This window comes from Flavobacterium sp., from assembly GCF_044368625.1.
Taxonomy (GTDB): Bacteria; Bacteroidota; Bacteroidia; order Flavobacteriales; family Flavobacteriaceae; genus Flavobacterium.
Genome location: NZ_JBIPPD010000370.1, coordinates 17,844 through 44,159, shown reverse-complemented (window position 1 = coordinate 44,159; position 26,316 = coordinate 17,844). Strand labels below are relative to the sequence as shown.

40 protein-coding genes are annotated in these 26,316 nt (G+C 50.6%); 23 read left to right on the top strand and 17 right to left on the bottom strand.

Annotated elements, in window-relative coordinates:
- Both ACIQ2X_RS17025 and ACIQ2X_RS17020 read left to right on the top strand, forming a co-directional pair.
- Positions 1-1,891 (top strand): sialate O-acetylesterase (locus tag ACIQ2X_RS17025; RefSeq protein ID WP_396180219.1); only part of this gene is annotated, 1,891 nt, incomplete at its 5' end.
- 8 nt (positions 1,892-1,899) lie between these two features.
- Positions 1,900-2,274 (top strand): hypothetical protein, encoded by a 375-nt coding sequence (locus ACIQ2X_RS17020; protein ID WP_396180218.1) that lies wholly within the window; start codon positions 1,900-1,902, stop codon positions 2,272-2,274.
- A gap of 208 nt (positions 2,275-2,482) precedes the next feature.
- Here ACIQ2X_RS17020 and ACIQ2X_RS17015 read toward each other — a convergent pair whose 3' ends face one another.
- From ACIQ2X_RS17015 to ACIQ2X_RS16970, 10 genes are all read right to left on the bottom strand, one after another.
- Entirely contained in the window at positions 2,483-2,995 is a 513-nt protein-coding gene (locus tag ACIQ2X_RS17015) for a hypothetical protein (RefSeq protein ID WP_396180217.1), read from the bottom strand.
- Positions 2,992-3,120, bottom strand: a complete 129-nt coding sequence (locus ACIQ2X_RS17010; protein ID WP_396180216.1) for a hypothetical protein — start codon at positions 3,118-3,120, stop codon at positions 2,992-2,994. Before ACIQ2X_RS17010 ends, ACIQ2X_RS17015 begins: the two co-directional genes overlap by 4 nt.
- Before the next feature lie 114 nt (positions 3,121-3,234).
- Complete coding sequence (locus tag ACIQ2X_RS17005; RefSeq protein ID WP_396180215.1) at positions 3,235-3,483, bottom strand: hypothetical protein; 249 nt, start codon at positions 3,481-3,483, stop codon at positions 3,235-3,237.
- Positions 3,484-3,562: 79 nt separating this feature from the next.
- Positions 3,563-4,120, bottom strand: a complete 558-nt coding sequence (locus ACIQ2X_RS17000) for an MT-A70 family methyltransferase (protein WP_396180214.1) — start codon at positions 4,118-4,120, stop codon at positions 3,563-3,565.
- Between the two features lie 10 nt (positions 4,121-4,130).
- Entirely contained in the window at positions 4,131-4,457 is a 327-nt protein-coding gene (locus tag ACIQ2X_RS16995) for a hypothetical protein (protein WP_396180212.1), read from the bottom strand.
- 60 nt (positions 4,458-4,517) lie between these two features.
- A complete protein-coding gene (locus ACIQ2X_RS16990; protein ID WP_396180211.1) occupies positions 4,518-5,699 on the bottom strand; it encodes a DUF1351 domain-containing protein in 1,182 nt (393 codons plus the stop codon).
- A gap of 1 nt (position 5,700) precedes the next feature.
- Positions 5,701-6,618 (bottom strand): phage recombination protein Bet, encoded by a 918-nt coding sequence (gene bet / locus ACIQ2X_RS16985; RefSeq protein WP_396180210.1) that lies wholly within the window; start codon positions 6,616-6,618, stop codon positions 5,701-5,703.
- A gap of 78 nt (positions 6,619-6,696) precedes the next feature.
- Positions 6,697-7,644 (bottom strand): PD-(D/E)XK nuclease-like domain-containing protein, encoded by a 948-nt coding sequence (locus ACIQ2X_RS16980; protein ID WP_396180209.1) that lies wholly within the window; start codon positions 7,642-7,644, stop codon positions 6,697-6,699.
- Positions 7,584-7,856, bottom strand: coding sequence for a hypothetical protein (locus tag ACIQ2X_RS16975; protein WP_396180208.1), 273 nt, complete (start codon positions 7,854-7,856; stop codon positions 7,584-7,586). The genes ACIQ2X_RS16980 and ACIQ2X_RS16975 overlap by 61 nt, the downstream gene beginning before the upstream one ends.
- On the bottom strand, positions 7,853-8,167 hold the full coding sequence (locus ACIQ2X_RS16970; protein WP_396180207.1) for a hypothetical protein: 315 nt from the start codon (positions 8,165-8,167) through the stop codon (positions 7,853-7,855). The genes ACIQ2X_RS16975 and ACIQ2X_RS16970 overlap by 4 nt, the downstream gene beginning before the upstream one ends.
- A gap of 152 nt (positions 8,168-8,319) precedes the next feature.
- Here ACIQ2X_RS16970 and ACIQ2X_RS16965 point away from each other — a divergent pair, with 152 nt between their 5' ends.
- The gene (locus ACIQ2X_RS16965; protein ID WP_396180206.1) at positions 8,320-8,580 is read left to right on the top strand and encodes a Cro/CI family transcriptional regulator; all 261 of its coding nucleotides are present in this window, start codon (positions 8,320-8,322) and stop codon (positions 8,578-8,580) included.
- A gap of 25 nt (positions 8,581-8,605) precedes the next feature.
- Here ACIQ2X_RS16965 and ACIQ2X_RS16960 read toward each other — a convergent pair whose 3' ends face one another.
- From ACIQ2X_RS16960 to ACIQ2X_RS16945, 4 genes are all read right to left on the bottom strand, one after another.
- Positions 8,606-8,824: a hypothetical protein gene (locus ACIQ2X_RS16960; RefSeq protein WP_396180205.1), complete on the bottom strand. Its 219-nt coding sequence runs from the start codon at positions 8,822-8,824 to the stop codon at positions 8,606-8,608.
- Positions 8,821-9,606 carry a DUF6378 domain-containing protein gene (locus ACIQ2X_RS16955; RefSeq protein WP_396180204.1) on the bottom strand — a complete coding sequence of 262 codons (786 nt, stop codon included), beginning with the start codon at positions 9,604-9,606 and terminating at the stop codon, positions 8,821-8,823. Before ACIQ2X_RS16955 ends, ACIQ2X_RS16960 begins: the two co-directional genes overlap by 4 nt.
- Before the next feature lie 186 nt (positions 9,607-9,792).
- Positions 9,793-10,086, bottom strand: coding sequence for a hypothetical protein (locus ACIQ2X_RS16950; protein WP_396180203.1), 294 nt, complete (start codon positions 10,084-10,086; stop codon positions 9,793-9,795).
- A 153-nt stretch (positions 10,087-10,239) separates the two neighbouring features.
- Entirely contained in the window at positions 10,240-10,683 is a 444-nt protein-coding gene (locus ACIQ2X_RS16945; RefSeq protein ID WP_396180201.1) for a hypothetical protein, read from the bottom strand.
- 324 nt (positions 10,684-11,007) lie between these two features.
- Between ACIQ2X_RS16945 and ACIQ2X_RS16940 the strand changes: the two genes are divergently transcribed.
- The 16 genes from ACIQ2X_RS16940 to ACIQ2X_RS16865 all read left to right on the top strand — a co-directional run bounded on the left by ACIQ2X_RS16940 (position 11,008) and on the right by ACIQ2X_RS16865 (position 20,775).
- On the top strand, positions 11,008-11,874 hold the full coding sequence (locus tag ACIQ2X_RS16940) for a YdaU family protein (RefSeq protein WP_396180200.1): 867 nt from the start codon (positions 11,008-11,010) through the stop codon (positions 11,872-11,874).
- Positions 11,864-12,415: a replication protein P gene (locus tag ACIQ2X_RS16935; RefSeq protein WP_396180199.1), complete on the top strand. Its 552-nt coding sequence runs from the start codon at positions 11,864-11,866 to the stop codon at positions 12,413-12,415. Before ACIQ2X_RS16940 ends, ACIQ2X_RS16935 begins: the two co-directional genes overlap by 11 nt.
- Positions 12,415-12,894, top strand: a complete 480-nt coding sequence (locus ACIQ2X_RS16930) for an HAD domain-containing protein (RefSeq protein WP_396180198.1) — start codon at positions 12,415-12,417, stop codon at positions 12,892-12,894. Before ACIQ2X_RS16935 ends, ACIQ2X_RS16930 begins: the two co-directional genes overlap by 1 nt.
- Positions 12,887-13,456 carry a DUF1367 family protein gene (locus ACIQ2X_RS16925; protein ID WP_396180197.1) on the top strand — a complete coding sequence of 190 codons (570 nt, stop codon included), beginning with the start codon at positions 12,887-12,889 and terminating at the stop codon, positions 13,454-13,456. Before ACIQ2X_RS16930 ends, ACIQ2X_RS16925 begins: the two co-directional genes overlap by 8 nt.
- A 144-nt stretch (positions 13,457-13,600) precedes the next feature.
- Positions 13,601-14,008, top strand: coding sequence for a hypothetical protein (locus tag ACIQ2X_RS16920; RefSeq protein ID WP_396180196.1), 408 nt, complete (start codon positions 13,601-13,603; stop codon positions 14,006-14,008).
- A 41-nt stretch (positions 14,009-14,049) separates the two neighbouring features.
- The gene (locus ACIQ2X_RS16915) at positions 14,050-14,235 is read left to right on the top strand and encodes a hypothetical protein (protein WP_396180195.1); all 186 of its coding nucleotides are present in this window, start codon (positions 14,050-14,052) and stop codon (positions 14,233-14,235) included.
- On the top strand, positions 14,232-14,711 hold the full coding sequence (locus tag ACIQ2X_RS16910) for a hypothetical protein (RefSeq protein WP_396180194.1): 480 nt from the start codon (positions 14,232-14,234) through the stop codon (positions 14,709-14,711). The genes ACIQ2X_RS16915 and ACIQ2X_RS16910 overlap by 4 nt, the downstream gene beginning before the upstream one ends.
- Positions 14,708-15,028 (top strand): hypothetical protein, encoded by a 321-nt coding sequence (locus tag ACIQ2X_RS16905; protein ID WP_396180193.1) that lies wholly within the window; start codon positions 14,708-14,710, stop codon positions 15,026-15,028. Before ACIQ2X_RS16910 ends, ACIQ2X_RS16905 begins: the two co-directional genes overlap by 4 nt.
- Positions 15,025-15,282, top strand: a complete 258-nt coding sequence (locus tag ACIQ2X_RS16900) for a PapB/FocB family fimbrial expression transcriptional regulator (protein WP_396180192.1) — start codon at positions 15,025-15,027, stop codon at positions 15,280-15,282. Before ACIQ2X_RS16905 ends, ACIQ2X_RS16900 begins: the two co-directional genes overlap by 4 nt.
- Before the next feature lie 25 nt (positions 15,283-15,307).
- The gene (locus ACIQ2X_RS16895; protein ID WP_396180191.1) at positions 15,308-15,502 is read left to right on the top strand and encodes a hypothetical protein; all 195 of its coding nucleotides are present in this window, start codon (positions 15,308-15,310) and stop codon (positions 15,500-15,502) included.
- A gap of 163 nt (positions 15,503-15,665) precedes the next feature.
- Complete coding sequence (locus tag ACIQ2X_RS16890) at positions 15,666-16,091, top strand: hypothetical protein (protein WP_396180190.1); 426 nt, start codon at positions 15,666-15,668, stop codon at positions 16,089-16,091.
- 17 nt (positions 16,092-16,108) lie between these two features.
- A complete protein-coding gene (locus ACIQ2X_RS16885) occupies positions 16,109-16,591 on the top strand; it encodes a hypothetical protein (protein ID WP_396180189.1) in 483 nt (160 codons plus the stop codon).
- 95 nt (positions 16,592-16,686) lie between these two features.
- Positions 16,687-17,100 (top strand): hypothetical protein, encoded by a 414-nt coding sequence (locus ACIQ2X_RS16880; RefSeq protein WP_396180188.1) that lies wholly within the window; start codon positions 16,687-16,689, stop codon positions 17,098-17,100.
- Positions 17,094-18,335, top strand: coding sequence for a PBSX family phage terminase large subunit (locus ACIQ2X_RS16875; RefSeq protein ID WP_396180187.1), 1,242 nt, complete (start codon positions 17,094-17,096; stop codon positions 18,333-18,335). Before ACIQ2X_RS16880 ends, ACIQ2X_RS16875 begins: the two co-directional genes overlap by 7 nt.
- Before the next feature lie 57 nt (positions 18,336-18,392).
- Complete coding sequence (locus ACIQ2X_RS16870; protein WP_396180185.1) at positions 18,393-19,817, top strand: anti-CBASS protein Acb1 family protein; 1,425 nt, start codon at positions 18,393-18,395, stop codon at positions 19,815-19,817.
- Positions 19,765-20,775, top strand: coding sequence for a phage minor head protein (locus ACIQ2X_RS16865; protein WP_396180184.1), 1,011 nt, complete (start codon positions 19,765-19,767; stop codon positions 20,773-20,775). Before ACIQ2X_RS16870 ends, ACIQ2X_RS16865 begins: the two co-directional genes overlap by 53 nt.
- 196 nt (positions 20,776-20,971) lie before the next feature.
- Here the strand turns inward: ACIQ2X_RS16865 and ACIQ2X_RS16860 are convergent, their stop codons facing one another.
- Positions 20,972-21,826: a hypothetical protein gene (locus ACIQ2X_RS16860; protein ID WP_396180183.1), complete on the bottom strand. Its 855-nt coding sequence runs from the start codon at positions 21,824-21,826 to the stop codon at positions 20,972-20,974.
- Between the two features lie 221 nt (positions 21,827-22,047).
- Here ACIQ2X_RS16860 and ACIQ2X_RS16855 point away from each other — a divergent pair, with 221 nt between their 5' ends.
- From ACIQ2X_RS16855 to ACIQ2X_RS16840, 4 genes are read left to right on the top strand one after another with little or no spacing between them, the layout of a single operon-like run.
- Entirely contained in the window at positions 22,048-23,427 is a 1,380-nt protein-coding gene (locus ACIQ2X_RS16855) for a hypothetical protein (RefSeq protein WP_396180182.1), read from the top strand.
- A complete protein-coding gene (locus ACIQ2X_RS16850) occupies positions 23,427-23,858 on the top strand; it encodes a hypothetical protein (RefSeq protein ID WP_396180181.1) in 432 nt (143 codons plus the stop codon). Before ACIQ2X_RS16855 ends, ACIQ2X_RS16850 begins: the two co-directional genes overlap by 1 nt.
- Before the next feature lie 10 nt (positions 23,859-23,868).
- Positions 23,869-24,888, top strand: a complete 1,020-nt coding sequence (locus ACIQ2X_RS16845; RefSeq protein WP_396180179.1) for a major capsid protein — start codon at positions 23,869-23,871, stop codon at positions 24,886-24,888.
- A 10-nt stretch (positions 24,889-24,898) separates the two neighbouring features.
- Positions 24,899-25,111: a hypothetical protein gene (locus tag ACIQ2X_RS16840; protein WP_396180178.1), complete on the top strand. Its 213-nt coding sequence runs from the start codon at positions 24,899-24,901 to the stop codon at positions 25,109-25,111.
- A 65-nt stretch (positions 25,112-25,176) separates the two neighbouring features.
- Here the strand turns inward: ACIQ2X_RS16840 and ACIQ2X_RS16835 are convergent, their stop codons facing one another.
- Together ACIQ2X_RS16835 and ACIQ2X_RS16830 are read right to left on the bottom strand one after the other, a co-directional pair.
- On the bottom strand, positions 25,177-25,341 hold the full coding sequence (locus tag ACIQ2X_RS16835; protein ID WP_396180177.1) for a hypothetical protein: 165 nt from the start codon (positions 25,339-25,341) through the stop codon (positions 25,177-25,179).
- Between the two features lies 1 nt (position 25,342).
- A complete protein-coding gene (locus ACIQ2X_RS16830) occupies positions 25,343-26,077 on the bottom strand; it encodes a hypothetical protein (protein ID WP_396180176.1) in 735 nt (244 codons plus the stop codon).
- Positions 26,078-26,316: the final 239 nt, after the last annotated feature.

The following is a 26,316-nucleotide window of genomic DNA, read 5'->3' as shown; positions in this document are numbered from 1 at the left end:
AGCGTATATGTCGGCCATTCAAGCGGCTTTTGCAGGTGTGACAGCACGCAACGTGGTGATCGCTGGGTGTAACATTGAAGCCGGCACCACTGCGTCATATTGCGGGATGCGCAAAGATGTTGCGGGCACGGTGATCGAAAATGTGGTCGCATACGGCAACAGTGTGGTGGACTTCTTTGGCTCAACCACGGCAGCGACCGTCAGCTTTATGGCGTCTGGCGACACCAGCGCATCAGGTACCGGCGCGTTAACCGGCGTAACTGCTGCAGCGTTCACGGATTACGCAAACGACATTTTTACGGCGGCGACTGGCGGCGTGTTAGATGGCACAGGTCCGTCCGGTAACGATCGCGGTATTGTGACAACTTCAAACCCGACCATCCTGCTAATTAATCCAGCAGCTAACGTATTTTTGGCGCGCGACAAGACCACCAACACCGGCAACATCGCCATTAACGGCACATGCTCCGACTTGACTGTAGGCGCTACTATTGAGGCGCGATTCAACGGCGGGGCGTGGCAAGTAATCGACGCAGCCCCAACAACCACATTTTCCGGCACGTTAACCGGTGCTGCAGTTGGCGTCGGCGCCGTAGAGGTGCGTGTATCTAACTTTGTGGCCGCCACGGATAGCCACGCGGGCATCGCCGTGGGCGCTAAGTTTTTATTCTGGGGCCAGTCAAATTTTTCAGGCCGCGCAAACAACGCGCAAACCTACACGGGGCCGGCTGGCTGGTGGAGAAAGCGGGCCGTTGAAAGCAATACGCAAGTTGTCGCAACCGCTGACCCGTTTGATACTTACACCGTTAACGGTTCAATATTCCCGCTGCTCGCAACGCAGCTGACTACAGCACTGGAATGCCCGGTGCTGTTCATTGGTGTTGCAGCGGGCGGAACGTCACTAGCGCAGTGGCAGCCTGGCCAATCGCTAAATAACCGTATGCTGACGTTTTACGCAGCAGAGTCACCGACCGGCCACGTTGAAGCAGTAGCAACTTGGATCGGCGAAGGCGACTCAGTGCTAGAGACCGCTGAAGCTGATTTTAAATCACGCTACAACACGGTGATCGACCAGCTAAAAACATTGACCGGCGCGGATAGTATGCTGGTGGCAATCAGCGGCGAGAACACGACGCCATATGCCAACGTGCGACAGTGGATTAAAGACATTGCCGCCACAAGCGCCAACGTGTCCAATGTGGTTCCGGAGATTTGGCCGCTATACCAGAAGATCCACTATGAGACCGACACAGAAACCGCACTAGCAGCGGGTGCCGTCGGCGACGGCATGATCGCCAGTTTCTATTCATCTGGCGTGCAATCAACTGTCAGCTATGACATCGGAGAGATAGCATTCGCAATTTCTGCAAGTTCATCTGTGCCGGTTGTTGGTGCGACCGTAGGTTATGACATCGGGGCCATTGAATTCAGCATCAACGCTTCGTCATCAGTGCCAGTTGTGCAGTCTGAGATCAGCTACGACATCGGCGCTATAGATTTCAATATCCAAGCATCCGCAGCGCCTGCAGGTAATTTTGCGACAATCGCTTATGACATTGGTGCAATTGACTTCAATGTGTCGGCAGAGTCATCAGTTCCGGTAGTTTCAGCGACGGCAAGCTATGATATCGGCGAGGTATCGTTCAGCATCACTGCCGCAGCGTCATCGCCTGGATCTGCAGCTACCGTCAGTTTTGATATCGGCGAAATTGTTTTTGCTGTATCTGCATCAGCTGCCGGGCCAGCACCGCAGGACGTCAGTGCTACAATCGGTTATGATATAGGTGCAATTTCTTTCGCAGTATCTGCGCGAGTTGTTAGTTCAAACCCAATGACCGGCGTTGGTGCTGGCATTCAATTTAAAGAGCCGTCACGCGGCGTACAATTTTGAGGTGAGATATGTCTGGTAACGTCGCATTACGCAATAAGCAGCTGACCGATTACGGTACTATTATGACAACTGCTGTTTTAACTATTTACTCCGGCACTCCGCCGGCAAACGCCGATGCAGCGCTGTCTGGCAACACAGCACTGGCTGCGCATACATTGGCCGGATTTGGCAGCCCATCGTCCGGGTCAATGACAGCCAATGCCATTGCAAACGACACCATTGATGCAACCGGAACCGCAACATTTGCGCGCCTTGTCGCCGGTTCATACACTGAGCAGTTGGCTGTCGGCACATCAGGCACGCCGGTAATCGTCACAACCACAAGCTATGTTTCTGGCGGAACTTCTCAGATCACATCCGTGACTCTGACGCGGGGTGCATAATGTCAGTGACCATACCAAGGCCGTTGCCGGCTGGCTCATTTGACCGGTATTGGATCCGGCTGGATTTATCCTGGATGGCAGGCGCCACAATTTCAAGCGCCGTTGTCACTGCTGAAAATGCGGCCGTGCTGACTATCGGTGACACTGACATATCCGGCAACGAAATTGGCTTTATGGTTACTGGTGTTGCTGCTGGCCGGTCAAAAATTCATATCGAAGTAGAAATGTCAGACGACCGGTCAGACTGCAAATCTGTCACTGTCATTATATCAACCTGCTGATTGTTACAGCCGGCACTAGCTGTTTTGGTGCCGGCTTTCTTATCAATCAACTGCTGTTTCCGCCATATGTTCATCACGACCCATTCAGACAGACCAAAAAGAGCAGCAACATAAATCTGTTTGTTTTTCTGCCGCAGCAGGGCGACAACTTCATGATGCTTTTCGTGCAGCCTGATCCTGCGAACATTGCCGGCGTTGCGCATTTTTCTGACTGATTCTGGACTGATACCAAAGTGCGGCGCGATCTGTTCGTCACTTAATCCTTGAGCGACCAACTCAATAAGCTTTGGCATCCGCTGAGCATAAGCATTTTTGTTGGCAATGCCAGTTGCTTTTCGTACCCGGTAAATATAGGCCCGGTCGCATTTAAGTTGCTGCTCAATTTCGCAATCTCTGGCGCCGGCATGTATCAGCGCTTCAATCTGCTGGCGGACTGTCATAACAGCACAACCAGCGCGATTGATACTGCAATTACTGCTATGCCTGCCAAAATCTTTAAAGATTGCTTTGTGGCATCAATCAGATCCTGAATATCCTGCATTTCGTCATCATAGTTATCGTTCATAGCATCACCATCAAAATTAATAGGCCAAAACAAAGCGCAGCGACGGTGTAACGCTTAATCCGTGCTGCGCGCTCATACCTGAGCTGGATTAGCTCATGCGCCCAATAGCGCGGCTTAATTGGGTTCACTTTCCACCATTAAATGCGCAAGGTATGCAGCAACTCCGAAATCAGGCAAATGCAGATTGTCCAGATCAAACTCTTCAGGATCTCCATTCCAATCGTGGTAGCCTTTGCAGAATTCCGCCTTTTCCTGCTCGGTCCAATTTTCTGGGTAATGCCAATCGTTGCAAACATTGCTGGCCAAAACGATTGAATATTTATCAAGCATCACGGATGCTAAAACCTTTTGTTTTTCGTTCATTTCCGTCTCACCTTATTTGCTACAAATCCAAGCACATAAGCCGCTGCTATCATCCATAAAATTGCGCTTGGATCCATGATCATTCCTTTGTGTTAATTGTGATTGAGTTTTCAACCTGATTCCCGAAAACATCCCATCCTGCAGCAGATTGTCGCGCAAACATTTCCAGTTTATTACCGTCGCCACACAGCTTTTCAATGTCGGCGCGAAACTCTGCCGGCTTTTCACTGTGTCGACCGATAAGAGCAAGCCTTACTTGACGTACAGCAGCGCTGGCGCGTTTCGGCTTGCCTCTGGTGGCAATAATAGCGCACTCGGCGCCTGCGCGGGTCCAGAAGCCCATACCAAAGAACTGCAAAAACATTTCGGTCAGCTTTACCCAGATAAAGCCATTCATGTTTTTGATAGTAAATCCCCAGGCTTTGCAAAGGTCGATTGCTTCTTGTGGCTGGCTGCCTACATACCACATAACCAACACGCAATCGTCAGCGCAGATAGCCGGCACATCGAGCTTTTTTAATTGCTCAATGCTCATGGTGTCATACTGGGCCGCTGCGCCGGACTTCATGCTGCCACCGGTCTTTTTGTTGCTGAATGACCAAGGCGGATCTGCGTAAATTACTGAGTATTTTTTCATTCTGTTACGCTCAGATTAATGTTGATTTAATGGAATAGTCTTTGCCAGCCTCATAGGGCATCCAGCTCTTGCCAATCGATACCCGGCCGCCCCTGCCTTTTCTTTCTACCGGCGCTTTAATCATGATCTGACATCGCGTGGCTCCGCCATCTGTTGCCATTTTTATAAAATCAAGACAAATATCTGGCGTGCTGTATTCTGGGCTTAAGATAACCGGCTTCATCTGCTGCATATACCGCTCAGTGTTTTGCTGCAAAAGATCCTGGTATTCCTGATCAGTCAATGCGCGCAGCTGCTTTCCTTTTCCGGTTGTCTTTGGTGTTTTTTTAACGGCCATCGCTCTTGCTTTGGTCTGGTTAATTCCGAAAACTGCGAACATACACACTCCAAAGGCGCATTACTGCGCCCGCCAGAAAACTGAACCATCTGTAACGATGGCGACCAATAAAACGCCTGAGCTGTCTTTTTGCCAGATCCCAAGCTCTGTGCCTGACTGTTGCCACAGATCCAGCGCTTGCTGCGCTGCGTCGGTAATGTCATTTGATCGGCCAGTCAATTTGCCGGTAGAGCGATCGCCGAAACCGAAAACAATCGACGGTGCGGCGGCCGGCTGTGCCGGGGCTGGGCGCTGCTGGAAGTTGTTACCCGGGGCGGACAATGGCGCCGGCTTGATTTGTGTCGGCGCAGTAGTCATTTCACCCGGGTACACAATTTCAGACTGTTCAACCCGGGTTGATTGTTGTTGCTGCCGGAACTGTTCGGCCTGCTCATCCAGCGCACGCTGTTTTGCTTGCTCAGCTTCACGCTGGCGCTGCTCATCGATGCGTGCCTGCTCTGCGTCTCGCTGTTCACGCAAACGCTGCTCAGTGGCGCGCTGGCGCTCCAATTCTGATGCGATCATTGCGTCCAGTCGCTGCTGGTATGTTGCATCATCAGCAAACAGGAATGTTTCAACGTGCGCACGGGTCAGCGCGGCAATCATGCCGGCTTTAAGGCAAACATTTTCCAGCATCAGCAGGCGTTTTTCAGTCTGGTCCTGCAGCCGCTTGTCAGCATTAACCCGGTTCTGCACTTCCTGTTTTGCTTTGCCGGTTAACGCGCCTTTGCCGGTGACGTTGGTTAAAATAATCAGGTCCAAATACTGGGTGCGGCGGAACTCCGGCTGCACGCCGGTTGATTCCCACAGTTCAGCCCGGCACGCGACCAGAAGCTGTTCACACAGTTTGCGCGTTTCATCTTCAAACGTTTTGACCTGAGCAGTCAGCTTTTCGCGCCCTGACAAGCACATCTGCACGATTTCTGCGATCTGCTCTTTGATCAAGTTGATTGGCTGCGCTGCTTCGTCTGTGATTGCTTTACCGCGGGCTTTAATTTCGCTGGCCATTTTGTTCAGCTGCGTTGCCAGCTTTTTGCAGTCGGACAGGGTGTCAGCTGTGACAACGACGTCATAGCGCTGCAGTTCGTTTGATACGTATGATTTAACCGCATCGAAGTTGCCGGAGATAACCACCGGCGTTGCAATCACTGCGGATAATTCCACCGACTCAACTGCCGGCAAGTTTTGGATCTGTTCTGTCATGTTAAATTGCTCCCGCTTGTTTGATTTCGTTCAGGCGATCGAAGTATGCCGCCGATAAGGTTTGGTGTTCTTTGGTGCCTTCAGCGTACCGGCAGTATTGCTGCCACCACTGGCCAAGGTCTGATTCTGTTTGGCAATCAAGCGACATGCTGACCGCTTTGGCTAAATCGTCCGGCGCATCTTCGAATTCAGGTACCGCTACTGGCGCTGACTGCTGAATAGACTTCAGCGATTTGGCGGCTGGCGCCGGGTTAATATCTTTGATCTCGCTGTCAAATGATTTGCCTTCCATTTCTTCAGCTGTCGGCTCTTGGCCAATCTCTGGCCATGCTTTGCGAAGTGCTTGCGCCTCAGCGCATTTTGCCAGCTGTGCAAATGGGCGCTTTTTCCACATGGAGTTTGGCGCGTCGTTATCTTTACCTTCGCTGGCATAGTTTTCGATCCAGTATTCTTTGGCATGAAATTGGACAATGCGATCACCAATGATTTTGTGGACTGTATAGCGGCACCATTCCGGAAAAGTCACCGTTACTTTGCCGTTTTTGCCTTTAAACTCCTGAGTGATTGATGGGCCAAATTCAGGCTCATCGGCGCCAGCATATGTTTTGCTGCGGTCGGCTTGGATGCGGTAAAGGCCAACGCCGGGCATCGGCACATCGCGCCAGCCGTATTGACCGGTCTGCGCATCTTTGACGTTCATTGGCACCAGATGCACAGGCTTTAACATCACATCAAGGCCGCGCGCCCGACAGTAATCGACAGCCATAACCACCGAGTCAGGCTTTGCGCCGGGATAAATGGTTGAGCACAGCGCATTCCACGTTGACTCATCAATGCCACGCGCAGCTAATCCTGGGTTCGTTTCATTCCAAGCCTGCAGCGCGGTTGCTGCATAGCTTTGCAGTGTGTTGTTAGACATAATTCCTCCGGTTGAAAACAAAAATACATTCTCACACATTAAAGCATAAGTAAATATATTTTGCTCAGTAATTTAAGATTATTTAGCCCAGCGTGGCCGGGTAAGCTCTGGGATTTTCAGCCAGTCGCTGTCACGTTTTGCCGCATGGTATTTGTGCAGCGCATCGCGATACAGCTGGTGCCCGGCTGATTTCCAGTCATAAGGCAGCTGGCGGCATGTTGCCGGGTATCGTCCGCAGCTCATTGTGGTGCTGCAGAATGCAAAGTAAAAATCCGGAATAGCGTCAAATTGTTGACTGTACCCATCAGAATACATTGCGTCCTGAATGTGATAACCCATGCGCTCGACTTGGTTTTCCATCTGGTCAAACTGACCGATTGACTTGGCATCAAGGATGATATGGTGATCATTAATCTGGATAAACTTGTCTGGGCGGATCTTCAGTATTTCGCCGGTTTCATGGTCACGCCAAAAAATTGACGCTTCTGCAGTGCCGTCAGCTTCCAATAGCCACCGGATAGCTGGGTGCGCGTAACAGCTTTCTCGCATCATTTGCAACTGCTTGTTGTCTTCATGGCTCAGGACTATTTTATTTTCGTGCGCGACTTCAGCCAAAAATGCAGCTTCATCAGCCTTGCCCTGGTTACTGCGCCGGTTAAATTCTGGCGCGATGATATACCGCCGGTCGTACTGGTCATGCTCCAGTAAAATGCAGTGAAACGCAGTGCCAATATCGAACGTGCGCAATGCCTCCGGATCCTGCGGGCATTGCTTCGACCAGATATAATCGGCCTCGCATTCGAGCACATGCTTCAGGCCGCTGCAGCTGATGCCGTTTGCGCCGTGGTACTGCTCGTTGCTCATATCGTAGTAAATGCCGGGCTTAATGTCTTTGGTTGCAACTGGCAGCGCTGGCTTTACTGGTGCCGGCGCTGGTGCGTCGAAATCGTCAAAAGATGGGGTGATCATTGCTGCACTCCAAAAAACCGGCACATCTGCGTCATTGCCTGTGCCACTGTTGAGCATACCGGGCGGCCCCGGCGTTTAAATTCTGTCATTTCCTGCACCGTGATCCTGTGCTCTTTGCGGATCCGGAACAACCGCATTCCGGTATCAATGCGCTGCTTCTGCAGTCCTTTGCGGCCAATGCCGGTGTTATGCGGGTGGTGCAGGTCATCGAATTGCTGGGCCAGCTGTTCATACTGCAGCAAGACGGCTGCGCGTTCTGGTGTTGTCATGGTTTATCTCCGGCTGTCAGTGCTTTGATTTCCGCCTCAATGCGTTTCACTTTGTCCTGCGCATCGTCAATTTTGGCGTTTAATACCTTCTTGATGCCAAGAGCTATCATCTCACGTCCGCGAATTATGCTTTGCGTATAACCGCGGTCCATTTCAGTTACGCTAACTGTGACATTTCCACAGCGGATAGATATTTCAGACTGGTGGGTACCAGCGTTATTAACAATGCTGCGTGCTTTGATGCAGTCTGATAGGGTCGACCTTGCCGCGTCGAGACTTTGCGAGAGTTTTACAAGTTGGTTGGTGTCCATTATTTTCCCCGTTAAATAAATATAATTCAATCTTATCATCTAAAGCGAATTGGTCAACATCTGCCGCTTTTAAATATGAGATTTATTTTCAGTTTGACCGCTTCATCCTGTGAGGCTTATACTTTAAAGCGGAAATTTAAAGAGGGTGGCATATGCGGACTGAAAAGGTTCTGGATTTATTCGGCGGCAATAGCGCCGCAACAAAGGCGCTTGGCCTGGGCAGCACCGGCACGATCTCAAACTGGGGTCCAGTCGTGCCGCGCGGTATGGCATTCGAGCTGCAGCACATCACCGGCGGCCTGCTGTCGGTTGACCTGTCCTGCTATAAGTCGGAAACACGAGATAATCCGGACAGGCTGGCAGAGATTGAACGGATCTGCCGGGTGAAGCGGAAAGAGAAAAAGCCGGACTAATCACCCGGCTTTTGTTTATCAGTATTCAGCAAGTCAATATCATAACTTCAGCATAAGCAACAATGCGCTGCCGCTCAGATGGAGTCGCAGCAATCAAGTCAAGCAACGCCAGCTTAGTTGTTTCGTCCGCATCGTCCAGCATTCGCGCTGCAGTCTGGATGATAGCCGCTTGCTGGTTCTCGCCGTATTTCATGGCGATGCGGCGCGCTAAGCACACCGCGATCGATTCGTAGGCGCCTGTCACGATAATTCCTTAGTCAGCTGCTCGGCCCACAATGCAGAATAACTCACCTTATCCAGCACAGAGTCGGCATGCAGCCGCGTCGGATCGCTGTACTGCCGGATCAACTTCACCATCTCCAGGATTAAGCAGACATCGCTTCCGCGAAGGTCTTTTCCGGTAACGCAATTAAACGCCTCTGCCGCTGCATCAAAACTGCGTTCGCCGGTGCTGCTGGCGTCGTATTGCTTGCCGCGCTCGTCTTGAACCTTGGTGCACGCAGCAAGGTAATCGGATGCTGTTTTTGGTGAATCGTCAACCAGGCTGAATACGCCGGCGCCAAATGTGAGCTCAGGCGCTTTAGCGTGATAATGCAGCCCATCATTGCCATTGGTGCCGACGACATCAATGCGCGACTCTTCTGGCCAGCTAATTTCAGTTGTTTCCGGCCGCCGCTCCAGTGTGTTGCGCCAGTCGCCGATTACTTTGCCTGTGTTTGCATATCCGCAACTTCCGCCGCTGTTAAATCCAGTAAAACCATTCAGCGGCTTGTTTTGAAACCAATGCCAAACCCCGCTTTCATTTTGCGCCAGCCACTGCGCCCAGTCTGGCAAATCTTTCCAGTCCGGCTTATTCTGCCGCTCAGCCTTGCGCGCCTCGAATTCTTCTCGGGTGCAAAACGGCGCCGGAGTGATACCGCCAGCAATGCCGGCGACAAATCTGCCGGAACTTAATTGGTACAAATGGTTTTCCTCTGGCTCATTTGATGGCCAGTTAGCCAGATCGATTATTGCATTATCAATCAAATCATTTTTCGTCACGTTAATTCTCCAATCAACCGCGCATCATGCGCAGAATATGCAAATCGACCAGCTCAACTGCCAAGGTCGCGTTAATGGCAGCCTGAAAGCTGCTGCCGTCGTAAAGTATTGGACCGCACGCCCAGAAGCCTGAGCGCCAAAGTAGCGTGCCGTCTGTGGCTCTGTGGTGGGTCATTTTTGCTCCTGAAGAACCAGAATCAGACAGCAGGCGATAGCCCGTAGCGGATTTTTATCTTCAAACTCAATATCTCCATTGGTGGTGTCAAATAAAAACGCAATCCAGCCGCTTTCTGAATTTATGAGGCAAATCTTATGCTGAAATGCCAGCGGCATAGTATCGCCGGCAAATACGCAGTAAGACGGATGCCCGCCGCGCTCAATCGGCCTTTTCAGAACCAGTTTTGCCAGCGCAAAATCAACGCTACTTTTGCGCATTTTTTGGAGCTGTTCGAGTGTGTAGGTCATTCCACCACCTCACAAACAAAGATATGCGCAGTCTGCTGCTTTGCCATATGCGCCGCAGCCCGGTCGCAGGCCTCAGCGCTGCTGAATGGCACGGCCAGCTTAAGTGCTCCGGCCAGGGTGTAAATTAGGAGTGTTGTTTTCATGGTTCCGCCACTAATCAAAAACATAGTATTGCTGCAGCTTTTCCGCTGAATCCGGCAGTGTATGGATCGTGCCGCGGTTGTACTGCGTTGTGTTTTCAGTAAGAGCCTGCAGGCCGCTTTCTGAAGTTCGCTCTAAAAAATACGTCAGTAGATCAATATCTCTGCGCATGTGGTTAATTTGACGCTTTTTAAGGAAAATCAATTGCTTAAAAGCCTGCTCTTTTGTTGCAAAAGCGATGCGGCTGCAGTCTTTGTGGATGCGCGTGATCTTATAGCGCATGCGCTTTGCGGCCCGCAGGTCTGTTTCACCTTTCCGCTTTAATGCCAGTGGTACCGGGTAATTCCAGCCGCGCACGCAGTACGAATAGCATTTGGTTTCGTGGATTGGGTGAAATTCTTCAAACAGAACTTGCATACCTTCTTCGGTCATCGCTAATTGAGCTTTATAAAACATGATGCCTCCTTTTCAAATTGAGTTGACAGTATTAAACGGCAATACTAGTATGTCAACGCTTGATAGTAAAAAATTAATCACAAAGTGGAGTAAATATGGTTATCAGTAGGATTAAGGAATTGCTGCAGGATATGAACTGGCGTGCAGTGGCCGATAAATCAGGCGTCAGCTATGAGACCGTGCGGCGCGTGGCCAAAGACCCAAAAAGAACCAGTGCAGAAGTCACAGAAAGGCTGAGCAAATACTTCGAAGGTCGCTGCGAGAAATAAAAAAGCCCGGCAATTACGCAACGGGCTAAAGGAAACAATCGGAGCAAACTATAGCATGCACTACTATGAATTTAACATAGGCGATTACATGCGGGATACTGCGCATCTGGATGAGATGGAAGATCTGGCATATCGAAGGATGCTCGATCTGTACTATCTGAAAGAGTCGCCGCTTCCGGTCAGCATTCAAGAGATAGCAAAACTCATACGTATGCGAACGCATTGCGATTGCATTGCGAACGTATTGCGCGAGTTTTTTACACTCACAGAATCAGGCTATGTAAACAGTAAAGCTGACACGACTTTGAACAAGATTTATGACAAGTCGGAGAAAGCAAAAAAGAGCGCAGAAAAACGCTGGGAAAATCAGAAGGTTAAAAATGCGAACGCATTGCCAACGCATAGCGAACGCAATGCGAACGGTATGCTACCTAACAACCTAACAACCCAACAACCTAACAACCTAAATATAAACGTCGATTCTGTCGAATCTCCTGAAGTTGCTGAAAAAGAAAAGCCGACAAAGTTCGCTGAGGAAATAAAACAGGTCTTCGACCACTGGGCCAAAGTCATGAACAAAACCGGACGGTCCAAACTGACCAAGGAACGGCAGGCCTGCATTATTGGCAGACTAAAAGAGTCGTATACAGTCGCGCACATCATGCAGGCAATAGACGGCTGCAAGCGCAGTGAGTTTCACATGGGCAAAAATGACAAAGGGACCGTTTACGACGATCTGACATTGATTTGCAGATCCGGCAGCCAACTTGAAAAATTTGCCATGAACATCGGAGCAGGAGAAAAGACTTATGCAGGACCACAATCAGCAGCAGCTGCAGCAATCGAATTTGAACAAAGACGACAAGCAATGTCAGACCGGATCGCGCAGGAACTTGCTGAACTTGGCCCAGATGGTTACTGATCAGATCTTCCCGAAATTCCAGCTGTATGCGCGGGACTTCATGGCAAAAACTGCAGCTATGCCTGAATTCGTCGCAAAGGAATTTGCCAAGGCAATTTTTAAAGCTCAGCTGTCTGACGAGCAGATAAAAAACGGCGTTCGCAGATTTGAAAAGATGGCCGGCGATAAGCCGTTTATGCCGAACCCGGCCGAGTTTGTCGACCTGTGCCGGGAGCCTGTCGACGCGCTTGGATATGCCGAGGCGTACCTGGAGGCATGCCGCAATGCCGGGTTTCTATCCGATGCAAAGTGGAGCAGCCCAGCGGTCTACGTCGCAGGCAAGGCGGTTGGTTGGTTTGAGCTGAGGAACAGGCCGGAGCGCGACACGCTGCCACGGTTTAAAGACGCATACAAAATTGCACTGGCAAGGCTGTCATCTGGCGAAAATTTAGCGGCTGAAATGCCGGTAGCAGCAATCGAAAAGCCGCGGGATATATTCCGGGCAGACTTAAACACGCCGGGCCGGCTGAAGGCTTTGGCATTACTTGGGCGGAAGCCGTGATGAATATTATTTTTCTTGATATTGATGGAGTTATTCAATCCCCGCGCTATTGCGTAGCCATTAATGAAACTGGCTGGCTTAGCGCATTTGAGCCTGCAGCAATGCATATGGTTCAGCGACTTGTTTTAGATGCAAAGGCTAAAATTGTAATTAGCTCCAGCTGGCGTATTGGCTCAACGGATAGGCAGCTGAAACAGCTTTTCAGGTGCTGCGGATTTAAGGCTATAGCAAACTCGTTTCATGATGACTGGCAAACAAAGCAGATAAACGGATTTTGCACAAGGCGCGGAAATGAAATTGCAGAGTGGCTAAACCGCCATCCAGAAATTGAGAATTATTTAATACTTGACGATGACGCTGACATGCTAGCTGAGCAGATGAATAATTTTGTAAAAACAGATCCAATGAATGGCCTGTTGTTGCAGCACTACGACGCCAGCAGAAAAATTCTGGGTTTAGATGGTGATGTAAATGGCTGAATTCGACCTGGTCCGAGTCGGCGACATCTTCCGTGCTGCCACTGCGCACGATTTAGAGCAGGCGCGCAAGGTGCCGGCCGGCGTGCAGCATACGCATACTGTGAAGGTTAAGCGCAATCTGGGCCATCACAGAAAAACTTTCGCACTGCTCAAGCTGGCTTTTGATTCGTGGGAGCCGGCCTGCTTTGTGTCGAATGTGGAAATGGCCACAGTTGAAAAGCTGGCCGAGTATTGGCGACGTTTAGGCATGAGCGATGAAACCATTAATGCAGTTAACGACGGATTTATAAGCGAGCTAAACCGTAAACGCAGTGGAATATCACTTGCCAGAGATTTCGAGCAATTCCGCGCTTACGTCACAGTGCAAGCCGGGTTTTACGACGATATACACACGCCAGCCGGCCCGAAGCGGGTGCCGAAGTCGATTAGCTTTGCCAAGATGGACCAGGTTCAGTTCGATGCGTACTACCGGGCTATTTTGGATGTTTGTTGGCAGCTATGTCTGTCGGGGATTTTTAGTAACCAGGATGAGCTGGCGGACGCGCTTTTGAGGTTTGAGTGATAACCGGCAACCTATGCAACCAGGCCGCCGAAGTGCGCGAGGCAATCGAGCAGGACAAGCAGCGCTGGCTATTGGCCAGTCAGCTAACACAGAAGCATGACACTGAAGGAATAAAGCGGTGGCTGGCTCAGCATTCTGGAGAATATGGCCAAGACATGGCGCGCAGGCTGCGGATTTGCTGGAAGAACAAAAATAAATAAATATTTTTATTTAAGCTGCTTGCTTTATGTTGTGAGTGTAATTATATTTACTCACATGAGCAGCGGCATGGTGCCGGTGAGTGAGGACAGAAAAATGCACGCCCCATCAAATCTTTATATGACACGCGACGAGCTGGTAGCTTATTTGCAATCACTACCTGATGACGTAGAGATCATCTCGTCGCCTCTGTCATTGCAAGTGCCTGACGACAATTATTGCGGAGGTATGTGCGGCGGATCGCCAATGCGTAAACACACAGAAAAAGCCGAACTAACGATTGTTCTGAAAATGGAACGGTCACTGATTTATAAAGGAATCCAGTCTTACAACCTTCAAGGGTTAAATTTTTAAGCTGCCGCCAGTCGGTTACTGGCTAATATCGGGAGAGCAAAATGCCATTAATTGAATATTTAGAAAAGCTGCGCGAGCGGGCCAAGAGAATCGGCACCCGCGCAATCGCTGACAAAACCGGCATCGCAAAGCTGACGGTTGACAACTTTGTAAGCGGTAAAAATGTAACTGAGAAAACCATGGTCGCAGTTGAGGCTGCTTGTGCTGAATTGGAGCGGGTGCAATGAGTGCAATAGTTGATTGGTCAAAAGCTCCGGCTGCTGCTGAATTTTATGCAGCGGGAACATTCAGAAGGAGCGGGTATTGTTTTGCTGGGCATATAAATGCTTGGGTGCCGTGCGCTTACGATAAGCCAACTTGCAAAGCAGCTTTTTGCGACTATCAGGAGCGTCCGCAAAATCAAGGAGTGCCAGTTTCAATCGCTAACCTGCTAAACTCGCAAATGTTTATTGCAGCAGCCCGCAAAGCCTCAGAGTTCAACGGCCAAAACGCAGAACTGGCCGACCAAGCTGATGCAATTCTGCAAGCCATCATCGACAACCTGAAAGCCGATCGCATCCCGGCTGAGGCGTCGCTTCATCTGGCAAATGCGTACAACGAGCTGAACGCATGCAAAGGCCTGCTGTCCGGGGATTCGCAACTGGCTGATGCAGTATTTTCAATCAGTGAAAGCCTGGCGCGTGTGCGCAAGGGGGAGTTGTGAGCGATTTTAAAAAGTGGCGAGAACAAGGGCGACACCTTCCTAGTTTTATGCGTGATTTTCACGACCAAAAAGACATATTTAAGGCGATGCTAAATTATTTTAGCAATGCTGAAGATATGCCGGTAAATTGGCAAGATGGTCACGTTTTTACTGTTGATTGGTTCTTGTGGTTTATGGCCGCGCATGGCTACACGCTACAGAAAACAAAAGCAAAGTGCGATGATTTTCATGACCTGTCAGTCACTATAGAGAGCGCAAGAGCGGCGCGCGCAGACCAGTTTTCCAAGATGATCGGCCAGTTAGGTGGTCAATCATGAGATATCTAACCCAAGGCGGCCAGACCGCAGAACGCCTGCAGCTGCTTTTCAGCTTAACCAGAATCGCCAGCGATGACATAAAGGCGGCGTTAAGTGATTACCTTGTGCGCGGGCTGTCAGATGCGACAGCATCAAGCCTGAATGGCGTGGCTCAGTCGAATTTTAACCGGGCGCTGAATGGGCTGGAAGAAGTCGCGGCGACAGTTGAGCGGATCAAGGAAATTGATTGGCGCCACCTTAAATCAGATAACTGATAAGTTTGGAGCAAATATGAACTTAATGACAATCACCAAAAGTCACGCGCAAGCGTTGATCCGGAACGGCAAAAAAGTAATCGTCCGGCGCAAGCGTGGTTTGGCAGTGCGCGGCCGTGTTGAATGCGACACAATCGAAAAGCTCGACGCAGCAATGCAGAAAGAAAAAGGCGTTGGCGTTCCGGTATGCTGCATTGAAGTTGCGGGGAATCCGGTATGAACAGCCTGCACGATCAAATCAGAAAGCGCGCCCAGGAATCAGGCGTAGTTATTCAAGCTCTGAAGCCGAATAGCCGCGAGGTAGCGCAGCGCATGGTTGAACAGGGTCAACTGGTTAAGGATGGAATGGTTTGGCGCTGGCATGAGGTGCGGAAATGATTGTCGTGGGCATTGACCCTGACTTAAAGGCGTCAGGCGTTGCAGTGGTATCTGGCAGCAAAATTGGCCAGCTTAAAAACGTCAAATTCTGCGAAATGCTGGAGTTCCTTTCGCAGTTCGACAAATCGCAGGTAGTGGTAAAGCTCGAGAACGTGGAGGCAAACAAAGGCCTTTTCGCTAGCCACGCGACAAAAAACAAAGCGGTTAGCATCAAGGTGGCGACAAATGTCGGGCAGGTAATGGCAGTTACCAGGCTGCTGCACGAAATGCTTGAGCATGCCGGATACATGGTAAAACTGGTTCGCCCGATCCGCGGGCCAGTGAAAATGCAGGCGAAAACAGACGCGGCATACTTCAACAAAATTACGGGCTGGACCGGAAAGAGTAACGCCGACCAGCGAGACGCGGCCATTGTGGCAATTTATGGTTAATTGGCAGAGGAAATAACATGAGTAACGACTTGACGACGTTTCAGCAAGTGCAGGAGAAGATTAAAGAGTCCGTAAAGGTGCAGTTTTTCAACATGCTGCCCGACGAAGCATTCCAGGCAATGATTGAGAAAGAGATTGCGGCTTTCTTTGAAGTGCAGGGCGCTGAGTTTACGATTAAGCGCGGTTCGTCTAGCTACGACCACGCAAAACTTGTTGCAGAGGTCAGTCCGTTCCGCATCATGGTTTGGGAGCAGGTTAAAACGTTAACTACTGCACGCATGAAAGACGTGCTCGAGTCAGAAGAATTCAGGCAGGCTTGCATGGGCGCCGGGCAAGAGTCGCAGCTGAAAGACTGCGCACTTAGCCGGTATGATGCCTTGGCGGTCGCAATGGCTGGTGTATTTTTTCAGCGGGTTATGGGTGAGGCCATGTTTCAGGCAAAGAACGACGTTTATAACTCCCTGCAAAGCGCTGGCATTAACGTGAACAGAATTTACTAACCATAATCCTGATGGTGGACAGTCCGCAATAGCGGGCTTTATCGTTTTTAGTTTATGAGCTAAACTGCTTTAAATTGTGATGAAACTGGTGATGTATGGCAGAGCCAAAATTAACAGCGAAGGAAGAAAAATTCTGCTTGGAAGTTGCGACCGGAGTCGATGAATTCGATAAGCCAATCTCATATGCTGAAGCGTATCGGCGGGCTTATAATGCTGGGAAGATGAAGCCTGACACAGTTGACGTTAAGGCGTCTCAGATGATGGCTAAGGATAAGATTGCGGTAAGGGTACGAAATTTACGTGATAATATCGCAAAAAAGGCCGCAATAACTGTTGAATCGCTGCTGGTTGAGCTGGAAGAAGCAAGGCAGGCCGCATTAAGCGCTGAGACTGTCCAGTCGTCAGCGGCGGTTTCAGCGACAATGAGCAAGGCGAAACTGCTTGGCCTGGATAAGCAGCTGATTGACGTAACTCACCGCATAGTAGATGACGGCTCAAATGAATGGTAAATCTGGCGTTATTCAGAAAGCATGTCAAAGAGAAATCGCCGGCATTTGTTCCGGCATTCGTTGATCAGTCCCGCTATCAAATTCTATGGGGCGGTGCTGGCTCCGGCAAATCGCACATAGTCGCCCGCAAAATACTTTACCGGCTGCTGAAAGAGCAGCATTGCAAGCACAACTTTCTGATTATCCGCAAAGTAGATCGCACCATTAAGCGCTCAGTGTTCACGCTGATGAAAAACATTATCAGTAAGTGGGGCCTGGTCAAAGAATTCGACATAAACCTGACAGATAAGACGATGGTTTACCGGTCAACAGGGGCGCAGATTATGTTCAGCGGCCTTGATGATGTCGAAAAGCTGAAATCGATCGAGGGCGTTACTTCAATTTGGTGCGAGGAAGCAACGGAGCTTACACAAGAAGACTTTGAGCAGCTCGACTTGCGTTTGCGCGGTGAGACCGGAGCATTAAAACAAATCATCCTGACGCTTAACCCGATCAGCGAACAGCATTGGATAAAGCGCGTATTTTTTGACGATCCGATCCAGGGAGTGTTCACGCTAAAAACGACTTATGCCGATAACGCATTCATCGACAATGAATACAAAATGGTAATGGAGAACAAAAGGAAGTCGAACCCGCGTTATTACAACATCTACGCGCTCGGGAATTGGGGTACGGCTGAAGGCCTGATATTCACTAATGTGACGCAGCGAGTTATCAGGCAGGAAGAGCTGCATGGGCTTGAATGCGTCCAGGGTCTGGACTTTGGTTACACAAACGATCCGTCTGCTTTCAATATTTCCTACGTGGACAAGGTAAATAAACGGATTCTAGTTTATGACGGGTTTTATGAAAAAGGACTGCCAAACGCTGATATTGCAGAAAAAATAAAGTCGATGCTGGCACATAAGCACACGACCACTGCAGACAGTTCAGAGCCGAAATCAATCGACTACATCAGGGCGAAAGGCGTCAATGTATCGCCAGCTCAGAAGGGGCCAGACTCAGTTAATGCCGGCATAGACTTCCTGCTTGAATACGAAATAATCGTCAACTCGCACCTGGTTGAGTTTATGACTGAATTTTACAACTACAGCTGGGCTATCGATAAGAAGACCAACAAGCCGACCAACAAACCTATAGACGACTTTAACCATTTCATTGATTCACTACGCTATGCGGTTGAGCGGATCCGGATTGGCCAAGAAATAACATTTGTCCGGCCCGGTCGGCGATAAATTGCCACCGCCAATAAACTGACGCATAATTGCGCTAACTCAATCGGGGCCACAAACATGACCAAATCAAGCAAGCCGCGCGTTAACTCGCAGCAGTATCAGCAGATGCTGCAGCTGAACAAACTCACTATGGCGCTAAATGCGCAGCGGAGAGAATCATTCTTTCGCGGCTCAGGGTTTGGCGGTTCAGATCCGTTTGCCGACATGAAGCACGCTAAAGCATGGTTTGATTACGGCTACCCGATGCAGGTCGACTTTTATATGCACTGGAACATGGCTGAGCGTAACGGATTAGCAAAGGCCGGCATTGTGATCCCGGTGAACCTGTGCTGGATGGACTCGCCGACCGTCCGCGAAGGTGATGACGACGACCACAGCGAAACGCCGTGGGAAAAGACTGTTAATCAGATGGCCAAGCGCCTGAAGTTATGGCGACACATCAGGGACGCTGACCGGATGCAGCGCACTGGTCGGTATTCTGCTTTGTTCATTCGGGTGCGTGATGGACAGGCACCGGACAAGCCGCTTGGCAATGTGTCTGACTCGCAAATAATCGAGCTGATGCCGCTTTGGGAGGGCCAGTTAGAGCCAAACGACATCGACACAAACCCAGTCAGCGAAAACTACAATCGACCGGTAAATTACACGTATTCAGCAACCGGCACCGGTAACCGTGATGCCAAGGCAGCTGAAAGTTTCACGATTCACCATAGCCGGCTAATTATTCTGTCAGAAAACGCGGTGGGCGGAAGCATCTACGGCACGCCGGCAAACGAGGCTGGGTTCAATGCGCTGCTGGACTGGGACAAGATCCGCGGGTCAGGCGGCGAGGCGTCGTGGCTGGCGGCTGCGAACAAGCAAATTCTGACACCGCTGCAGCCTGGGCAACAAATCAGCGAAGAAGTATTGACCGGCATCAATGACAGCTTGAAAGACATGAAAGAAGGCCTTGACGAAGTCTTATTTATGAGCGGCGTTGAAGCAAAGCCAATGAATAACACAGTGCCAGACCCGAAAATTTACAAGGATATGGCGCTGGAAGAATACGCAGCATCGGTGCAAATACCGGCCAAGGTTTTAGTTGGCACACAATCAGGCGTCAAGGCCGGCGACGAAGACACAGCCGGTCTGATGCGTATGATGCAGTCTCGACGGGTTAACGTCTGCACTGATTTCATCGACTCATTTTTGAACTGGTGCTTCATGTACGGAGCACTGCCAGCGCCGAAAGATGGTCACGTTGTGGCTTGGTCAGATTTAACTGCTCCGTCAGCCGGTCAGAAGATTGAAGCGGCACTTAAAATGGCGCAGGTTAACGTACAGGGCCGCGGCGGTGACGGGGTGGTATTCACTACTGACGAGATCCGGAAAGAGGCTGGGTATAAACAGCTGAGGAATAATTTTCCGATGCCAGACGAAACACTGCCTGATGACGCTGAAGCTGAATCAGCTGACGCAGAGGAAGCGCCGGCCAATGTGTGAATGCGGCAAGCTGCACCATAACGCCAAGCGGCTGACAGTAGAGCAAGACCCGACTCGGCAGAGCGCTAACCGGGCCAGAGCTGAGCGCGAGTTAAATAGGCGACTGAAAGGTGCGGCGGCAGAAATCAAAACGTATCTGCTGAACCTGCAACACACGAACAGCACAGTGCCGGACGGCAATAGCCTTGCGATGAATCGCGAGGTTTATACCTACATGCTGGATCCGTATCGTGATGTTCGAGCATTCATTCTTGACACCATCGATTCATGGTTTGAAACCGGCGAGCCAACAAAGCCGCCGCGCTGGTTTTTTGACGCTTTCATTAGAAGCCCTTATGACGCAGGTGCTGCAGACACGCTTGGGCGTGTCAATTTATTGGCGGTTCAGGCCGGCTATGAAATTGGCATCACCAGCCAACTGACGTTTGAACAGGTACTTTTGTCTGATTCGTACCGGCGCAGAATCGAAATCGTGTTCCAGCGCACATTCAACAGCATGGACAAATTTAGCGGCGACTTGGGCGCAGACCTGGCCCGCGCAATCGGCGAGGCCATGATTAACGGCAAATCACCGCGCACGCTGGCCGGTATCATGGCAGAGCAATTCAGCATCAAGCACAGCCGAGCAATGACTATCGCGCGCACTGAGGTTAATAACGCATATCGGACAGCGCGGCAGCAGGAAACTGAAGAAGCGGCAAAGCGGTACGATTTAGATATCAAAGTTATGCACCGCTCAGCGCTATTGCCGACAACCAGGCCTTGGCACGCTGAGCGGCACGGCAAGGTCTATACAATCCAGGAGCAGGCCGACTGGTGGGCGGAAGGCGCGAACAGCATCAATTGTTACTGCGTTTCACTCGAAGTCATGTATGACAGCAAAGGCGTCATGTACGACGCCGGATTGCAGGAAAAGCTGATTAAGCAGCGCAAGACTTATTTTGGGTTGGCTGAATAGTTCATAGTTACTTATGTCATCTGTTCTTCTTGGTCACTGTCGAACGTATAAAGCGACTCTATTCGCTCAAGTCTCCGCGTTATTTCAGTCATCCTGTCCATTTCTCGCAAGTTTCTTTTGTGAACCTTTATTTCATCAAGTCTTGCGTATTCTGCGGCAAGTTGTAACGCTTCTAAATATACGTGCCTTGGCATGCTCATTTGCATTCTCCGCACTTTTTGTTTTCGAATGGATCGCAAAAGCTTTCAGCCATTTTCATCGCTATAGTTTTTCCCCTGCACAATCCAATAGTTGAGCTTTCTGGTGTCATCTGTGTTTCGCGGTAAACAGATTCAATATTTAATACTCTGATGAATATTTCCGGGTAGTCCGATTGAAGCATTTCAAGTTCTGATTTGCTCAGATGCGGGCACATTACACAACTTGATTTTCCGGGGTAGTAAAGTCCGACTCTTTCGACCGCTGTTGATTCACGCTCTCCAATCTCCCAGTCAAATAGCGGAAATACTTGTAACCACTTATGTTCTGGAACCCATCTGGCAGCTCTTTCCGGCTCATCAAAGTTTATCCCGACTATCCTCAATATTTGCCCAGTGTGGCTATCCAATCTACTGCCTTTGTATGCGGACCCTATTGCCTTAAGTACGTCAGGGTTATTATTGAAATAAACGTCAGCAGTTTCTGTTTTAAAGCGCAAGCTGCAGGATTTGCTACCAAAAGCTGCTGCCGGCAACGTCCCTTGTTCTTCAACCATTTCAATCAGCTTTAATTCTGTACCATCTGGTTTGTATTTTTTAAGATGCGTGAACTTCGACCAGTTTCGGTCTGCCATCCACTGTTTTACAAATTCAATGACTTTGTAGGTGTGCGGAAATTCAGAGCCAGTGTCACAAAACACAACTTCATCTGGTTCGTAGCCGCGATCGTACAGCTCCGCGATCATCATGATTGTATCGTCGCCCATGCCACCCATAATCACACGGTAAGATGTAGCATCCCAAGCCGCTTCGAAACTTGGTCGATCTTGAAATAGAATCATAATTTCACCCATCCAGTTGTTTTTGTCCAATAGCACAATCCAACATATGCGATGTTGTAAACGACGCCTGGACTTGGTGTTTTGGGAAAGTTTTTCATATTTAACGCTCCATTCGCTTTATGAGGATGCTGGATAAATATAATTACACTCACGAACTAAAGCAAGTACAAATCCACATTTGATGAAAATAAAATCAGGGCGTAAACTGTCAACAAATTGACGCGAGGCTAAAAATGAAACAGCACATCAGTTTCCAGACCAACATCAAGAAAACGCAAATCACAGAAACGCCGGATAAATTCCTTATCTCTGGCGTGCCGGTAGTCGTTGACGGCGCCGTAATGAACGGCATCACATACCCGGCAGACGAAAACGAAAAAGGGCTTGATAGCCTGGTGAATTGCGTTGTGACGCTGCGCCATCCGTTTGATGATAAGGGCCATCCGATTGACGCCTACTCACCACAGGCACTGCAGAACCAATTCAGCGGCGGCGTAGTGACCAAGCGCTACAAAGTCGGCAAAGTGAACATGGTCGACATCGACATTAAAAAGTCACTGCTGCAGGCGCAGGATAATGGACAGGATTACTTTGACCGCCTGACCAACAAGGAAGAGATCGGCGTCAGTACCGGCCTTTACACCAACGTAGTCAACAACGTCGCAACTGAGCAGCGGTATAATCACCTGGCCATGCTCGAGAACGGCGAGGAACCTGCCGGCGGCGATGCCACGAAAATGAAGTTTAACGCCGCTGAAACTATGGTTGTGAATATTGACCAAGTGATCAATGGCATGGATGGCAGCATGAACGACAAGCGCGATGCGCTGAATGCCGCCATTAAAACCCGGTTCGGCGGCCTGCCTCAGACTTACGTATGGCTGGTTGACTGGTCAGAAGATAGCGCCATTTTCGAAGTCGAAAGCGCCGGAAAGTACAACACATACCAAATTGGCTGGCTTGAGAAAGACGGCAAAATCGAACTTTCAGGCGACCCGGTAGAGGTTAAACGCAAAACCGTCTGGCAGACTGTCACCAATGCCGTCAAGACTTTGACTGATTTATTTGCAAACCGTCAGAAAATTGACGACAATTCAAGCGGGCGCGGCCAACGCGACACACTAAACACAGGGGAATCATCCATGTTATCACGCGATAAAGTGATCGGCATGCTGAAAGCCAACGGCCAGAAAGTTGACGAAACCGCAACTGATGAGCAATTGACGCAGCAGCTGACCAACGCACTGGCCGCGAAGCCAGAACAAAAAGGCGAGCCGGTAGTTAATGCCGACTTAACCAACGCAATCACCGCTGCTGTAAACGCTGCAGTTAAACCACTGAACGATAAGCTGGCGCAGCTGGAAAACAACGCACAGGCGCAAGCTCAAGCGGCCAAAGACGCAGTGATCGGCCAGATCATGGCGGCAAACTCAGTCTACACCAAAGACGAGTTGGCGCAGATGCCTGAAACTGTGCTGAACAAACTGGCTGCCGCTACAGTGCCGGCATTTGGCCTGCAGCGCAGCGCGCCACAGTTCAATGCTCAGCCTGGTAATGAGTTCGAAGGCTACAACATGAACGCTGCTATCGACGAAGCACAGGAGCGCAAATAATGCCTAACGTAATTTATCGCGGCCCAGCTGAACGCCAGCCGCAAACACTGAACAAGCCAGTTACCGGCGCACTGCTGCCAGGTACTGCCGTTTTAATCGGTGGCACTGCATTTACTCAGGCGACTGCTCCTACAGCCGGCCGCATTGGTCTGCTGGCCAACCGTAACTTCTACGCGCAAGGTGACACTGACGCATACGTGTCTGGTGAGACTGGCGTAGCTTACCGGCTGGAACCTGAACAGGAATACCGCTGGGCGATGGCAGCAGCCACTTATACGCAAGGTCAGGAGTTGACTATTGCAGCATCTGGCCGACTGGCCGCAGCCGCAACGGGTAACGTTGTTGTTGCTTTCTTCGATCAAGCTGGTGGCGCTGTAGCTGCTGGCGCGTTGGCGGACGTTGTTATCTCCCGCCCATACGTCAAGCCATAAGGGGGCTGCAATGTTACGTTTTACACCACAGCAACAAAAGTACATTCTGGCCCAGCGCTCAGCGTTTAACGCTCAGCAAATTGCGCTTAATGCGCAGTTCGGCGGCCAGCTCAATAGCATTTACGCGCCGGGTGAAGTGCTGGTAGGTAACGCCTTCCCAGTACCTAAAGACGCCTGGGGCCAGTGGGACCGTGACGGCATCGAAGTTGCCCGCGATGTGTTGGCGGTATTCAACGACCTGTCAAGCCTGTCAAAAGCTGTCGATCTGTCCGTTCTGGTTAATCACTTCCAAACTGTTTCTGATTCTGGCCAGGCTAATATCAGCTTGGACGGTATCGGCAAAGCCAAAACAGATCAGCCAGTGATTGATTACCACGGCACGCCGTTGCCAATCATTGACTCGCAAATGTCAGTGGGCTGGCGCCAAATGCTGATGATCCAGCGCGCCGGCGGCAATTACACTTCTGCCGGTTCTAACAACCATTTCCGCAAAGTGGCTGAAAAGCTGGAAGACATCACGCTGAACGGCGATTCAACGATCAAAGTCGGCTCAGATCAGCTGTACGGCCTGCGCAACCATCCAGAGCGCAACACGGATACGCACGGTTTCGACCTGAACGGCGCGACCGGTGCAAATTGGAAAGATGCGGTAATGGGCGGCCTGGAGAAGCAGCACACTGCTAACTTCCGCACGCCATCGACTGTATACCTGAACTGGAACGACTGGTTCTACGCTTCTGCGACCGACTACAGCACGCAGTACCCGAACAAGACGATCCTGCAGCGCGTTTCTGAGATTGCTAACGTGACTTTCGTACCAGCATCTAAAGTGCCTGTGAACGAAATGCTCTTTGTCTGCAAACGCCGTGACGTTGTGGAAGTCCTGAACGGTATGCCATTAACCAGCCGTCCGAAAATGCGCCTGAACCCGGAAGACGACTATGTGTTCCAGTTCATGGCAGCAGCTGCGCTCGAAATCAAATTCGACGCAAACGGCAATTGCGGCGTGACTCAGGTCACTAAACTTTAAGGGGTATCGCATGCAATGGTACACCACTAAGCGCGCATACTCTGGCGGCAAAGAAATTCCGATTGGCACCCAGGGCGAAGGCGATGTGCCGGCGAACCTGGTTGGCAAAGTGGCAATTTTGGTTGTGGCAACTCCGCAAGCAGAAGCAGAAGGCTCAGCCGGTGAGGAATCACCAGCGGCAGAAGCAGAAGGCTCAGCCCGCCGTGGTCGCTCCCGCACCTAAGCCGACACAGGCAAAAGAGAAAGCCCCGAAAGGGGCTTTTTTATTACCGCTATTCTGGCGGAGGATTAATCGGAGGATCCGGGTAGTCGATGCACAACATCGGTTGACACCTCCAGAACCTTATCGCCGTGCTCCGCATATTCTTTGGCCCAATACTTCAGCGCCATCGCTTCCACAGAGTTTTCCGGCATGATCACCAGCGTATCGTCGCTATCGAATTCAATACGCATATTAAGCCACCACGTTTGTTGGATTGGCGGCTTGTGCGCCGGCAACGGTGCCAGTATTGCCGACCTGTACCGTGCTATTAGTCGCGCGTGCTACTTGACCAAACGCGCCGCACAGCTGGTTTAACTGCCACTGCAGCGCTTGCATTTGCTGCTGTTGCTGCGACTGCTGCTGATTCATCGACACTGTGATCGTGTTGGTATTGACGATTTCGCGGTTAATGCCGCGCTGCTCGGATTCACGCAGCTGCGCAACGGTCAGTTGCTGCTCAAGGTCCGCGATGCGGTTTGATGTGATCAGCGCTCGGGTCGCTTCGCCATCTCGAAAGATGGTTTCTTGGATCTGCGCTGATTGCCTGTCCACATTCGTATCTACGCCCGCAATATCACGTGACAGCGATGCAGCCAAATTAGCCTGAGCGAGTGCCAGCGCCTGGGTCTGTGCGGTGATGTATTGGGTGTTATTGTTTGCCTGAGTGGTCAACCCGGAAACGGCGCCGGCCAGCGCCAGCTGCACCTGGGCCTCGTTAAATGGAATTGACGCTTTAATGTCGCCCAGCGTCTGCGCGTTCAGATCGTCTTGCGTCACGCAGCGACCATTGCCGTTGTTGTCCTGATTGCCAAACAGACCAAGCCGACCAAGCAGCAGGCCCATGATCACGCCACCGGAATCACCACCACTGAACACGCCGCCACCCATACCGCGACCGCCTACGATGTCTTCATTGAATGTAGCCATTTCTTTACGCCTCTTATTTAGTCACCGCACAGAGCGCGCGGCGTAAAGGGGGTATAGTTGATCCAATTTAGGTCCAACAGAGTAGGCGCAGAATGAAACAGCACTGGGTTACAGCCAAGGGTAAATGCGCCTATTGTGGCGCGCAGCTGCGCCAATGCGACGAGTGCCAGGAGTGGTTCATATCCAGAAACAAACGGCATGTGATATGCCGCTCCAGATGCAGAACAAGGCGGCATCGG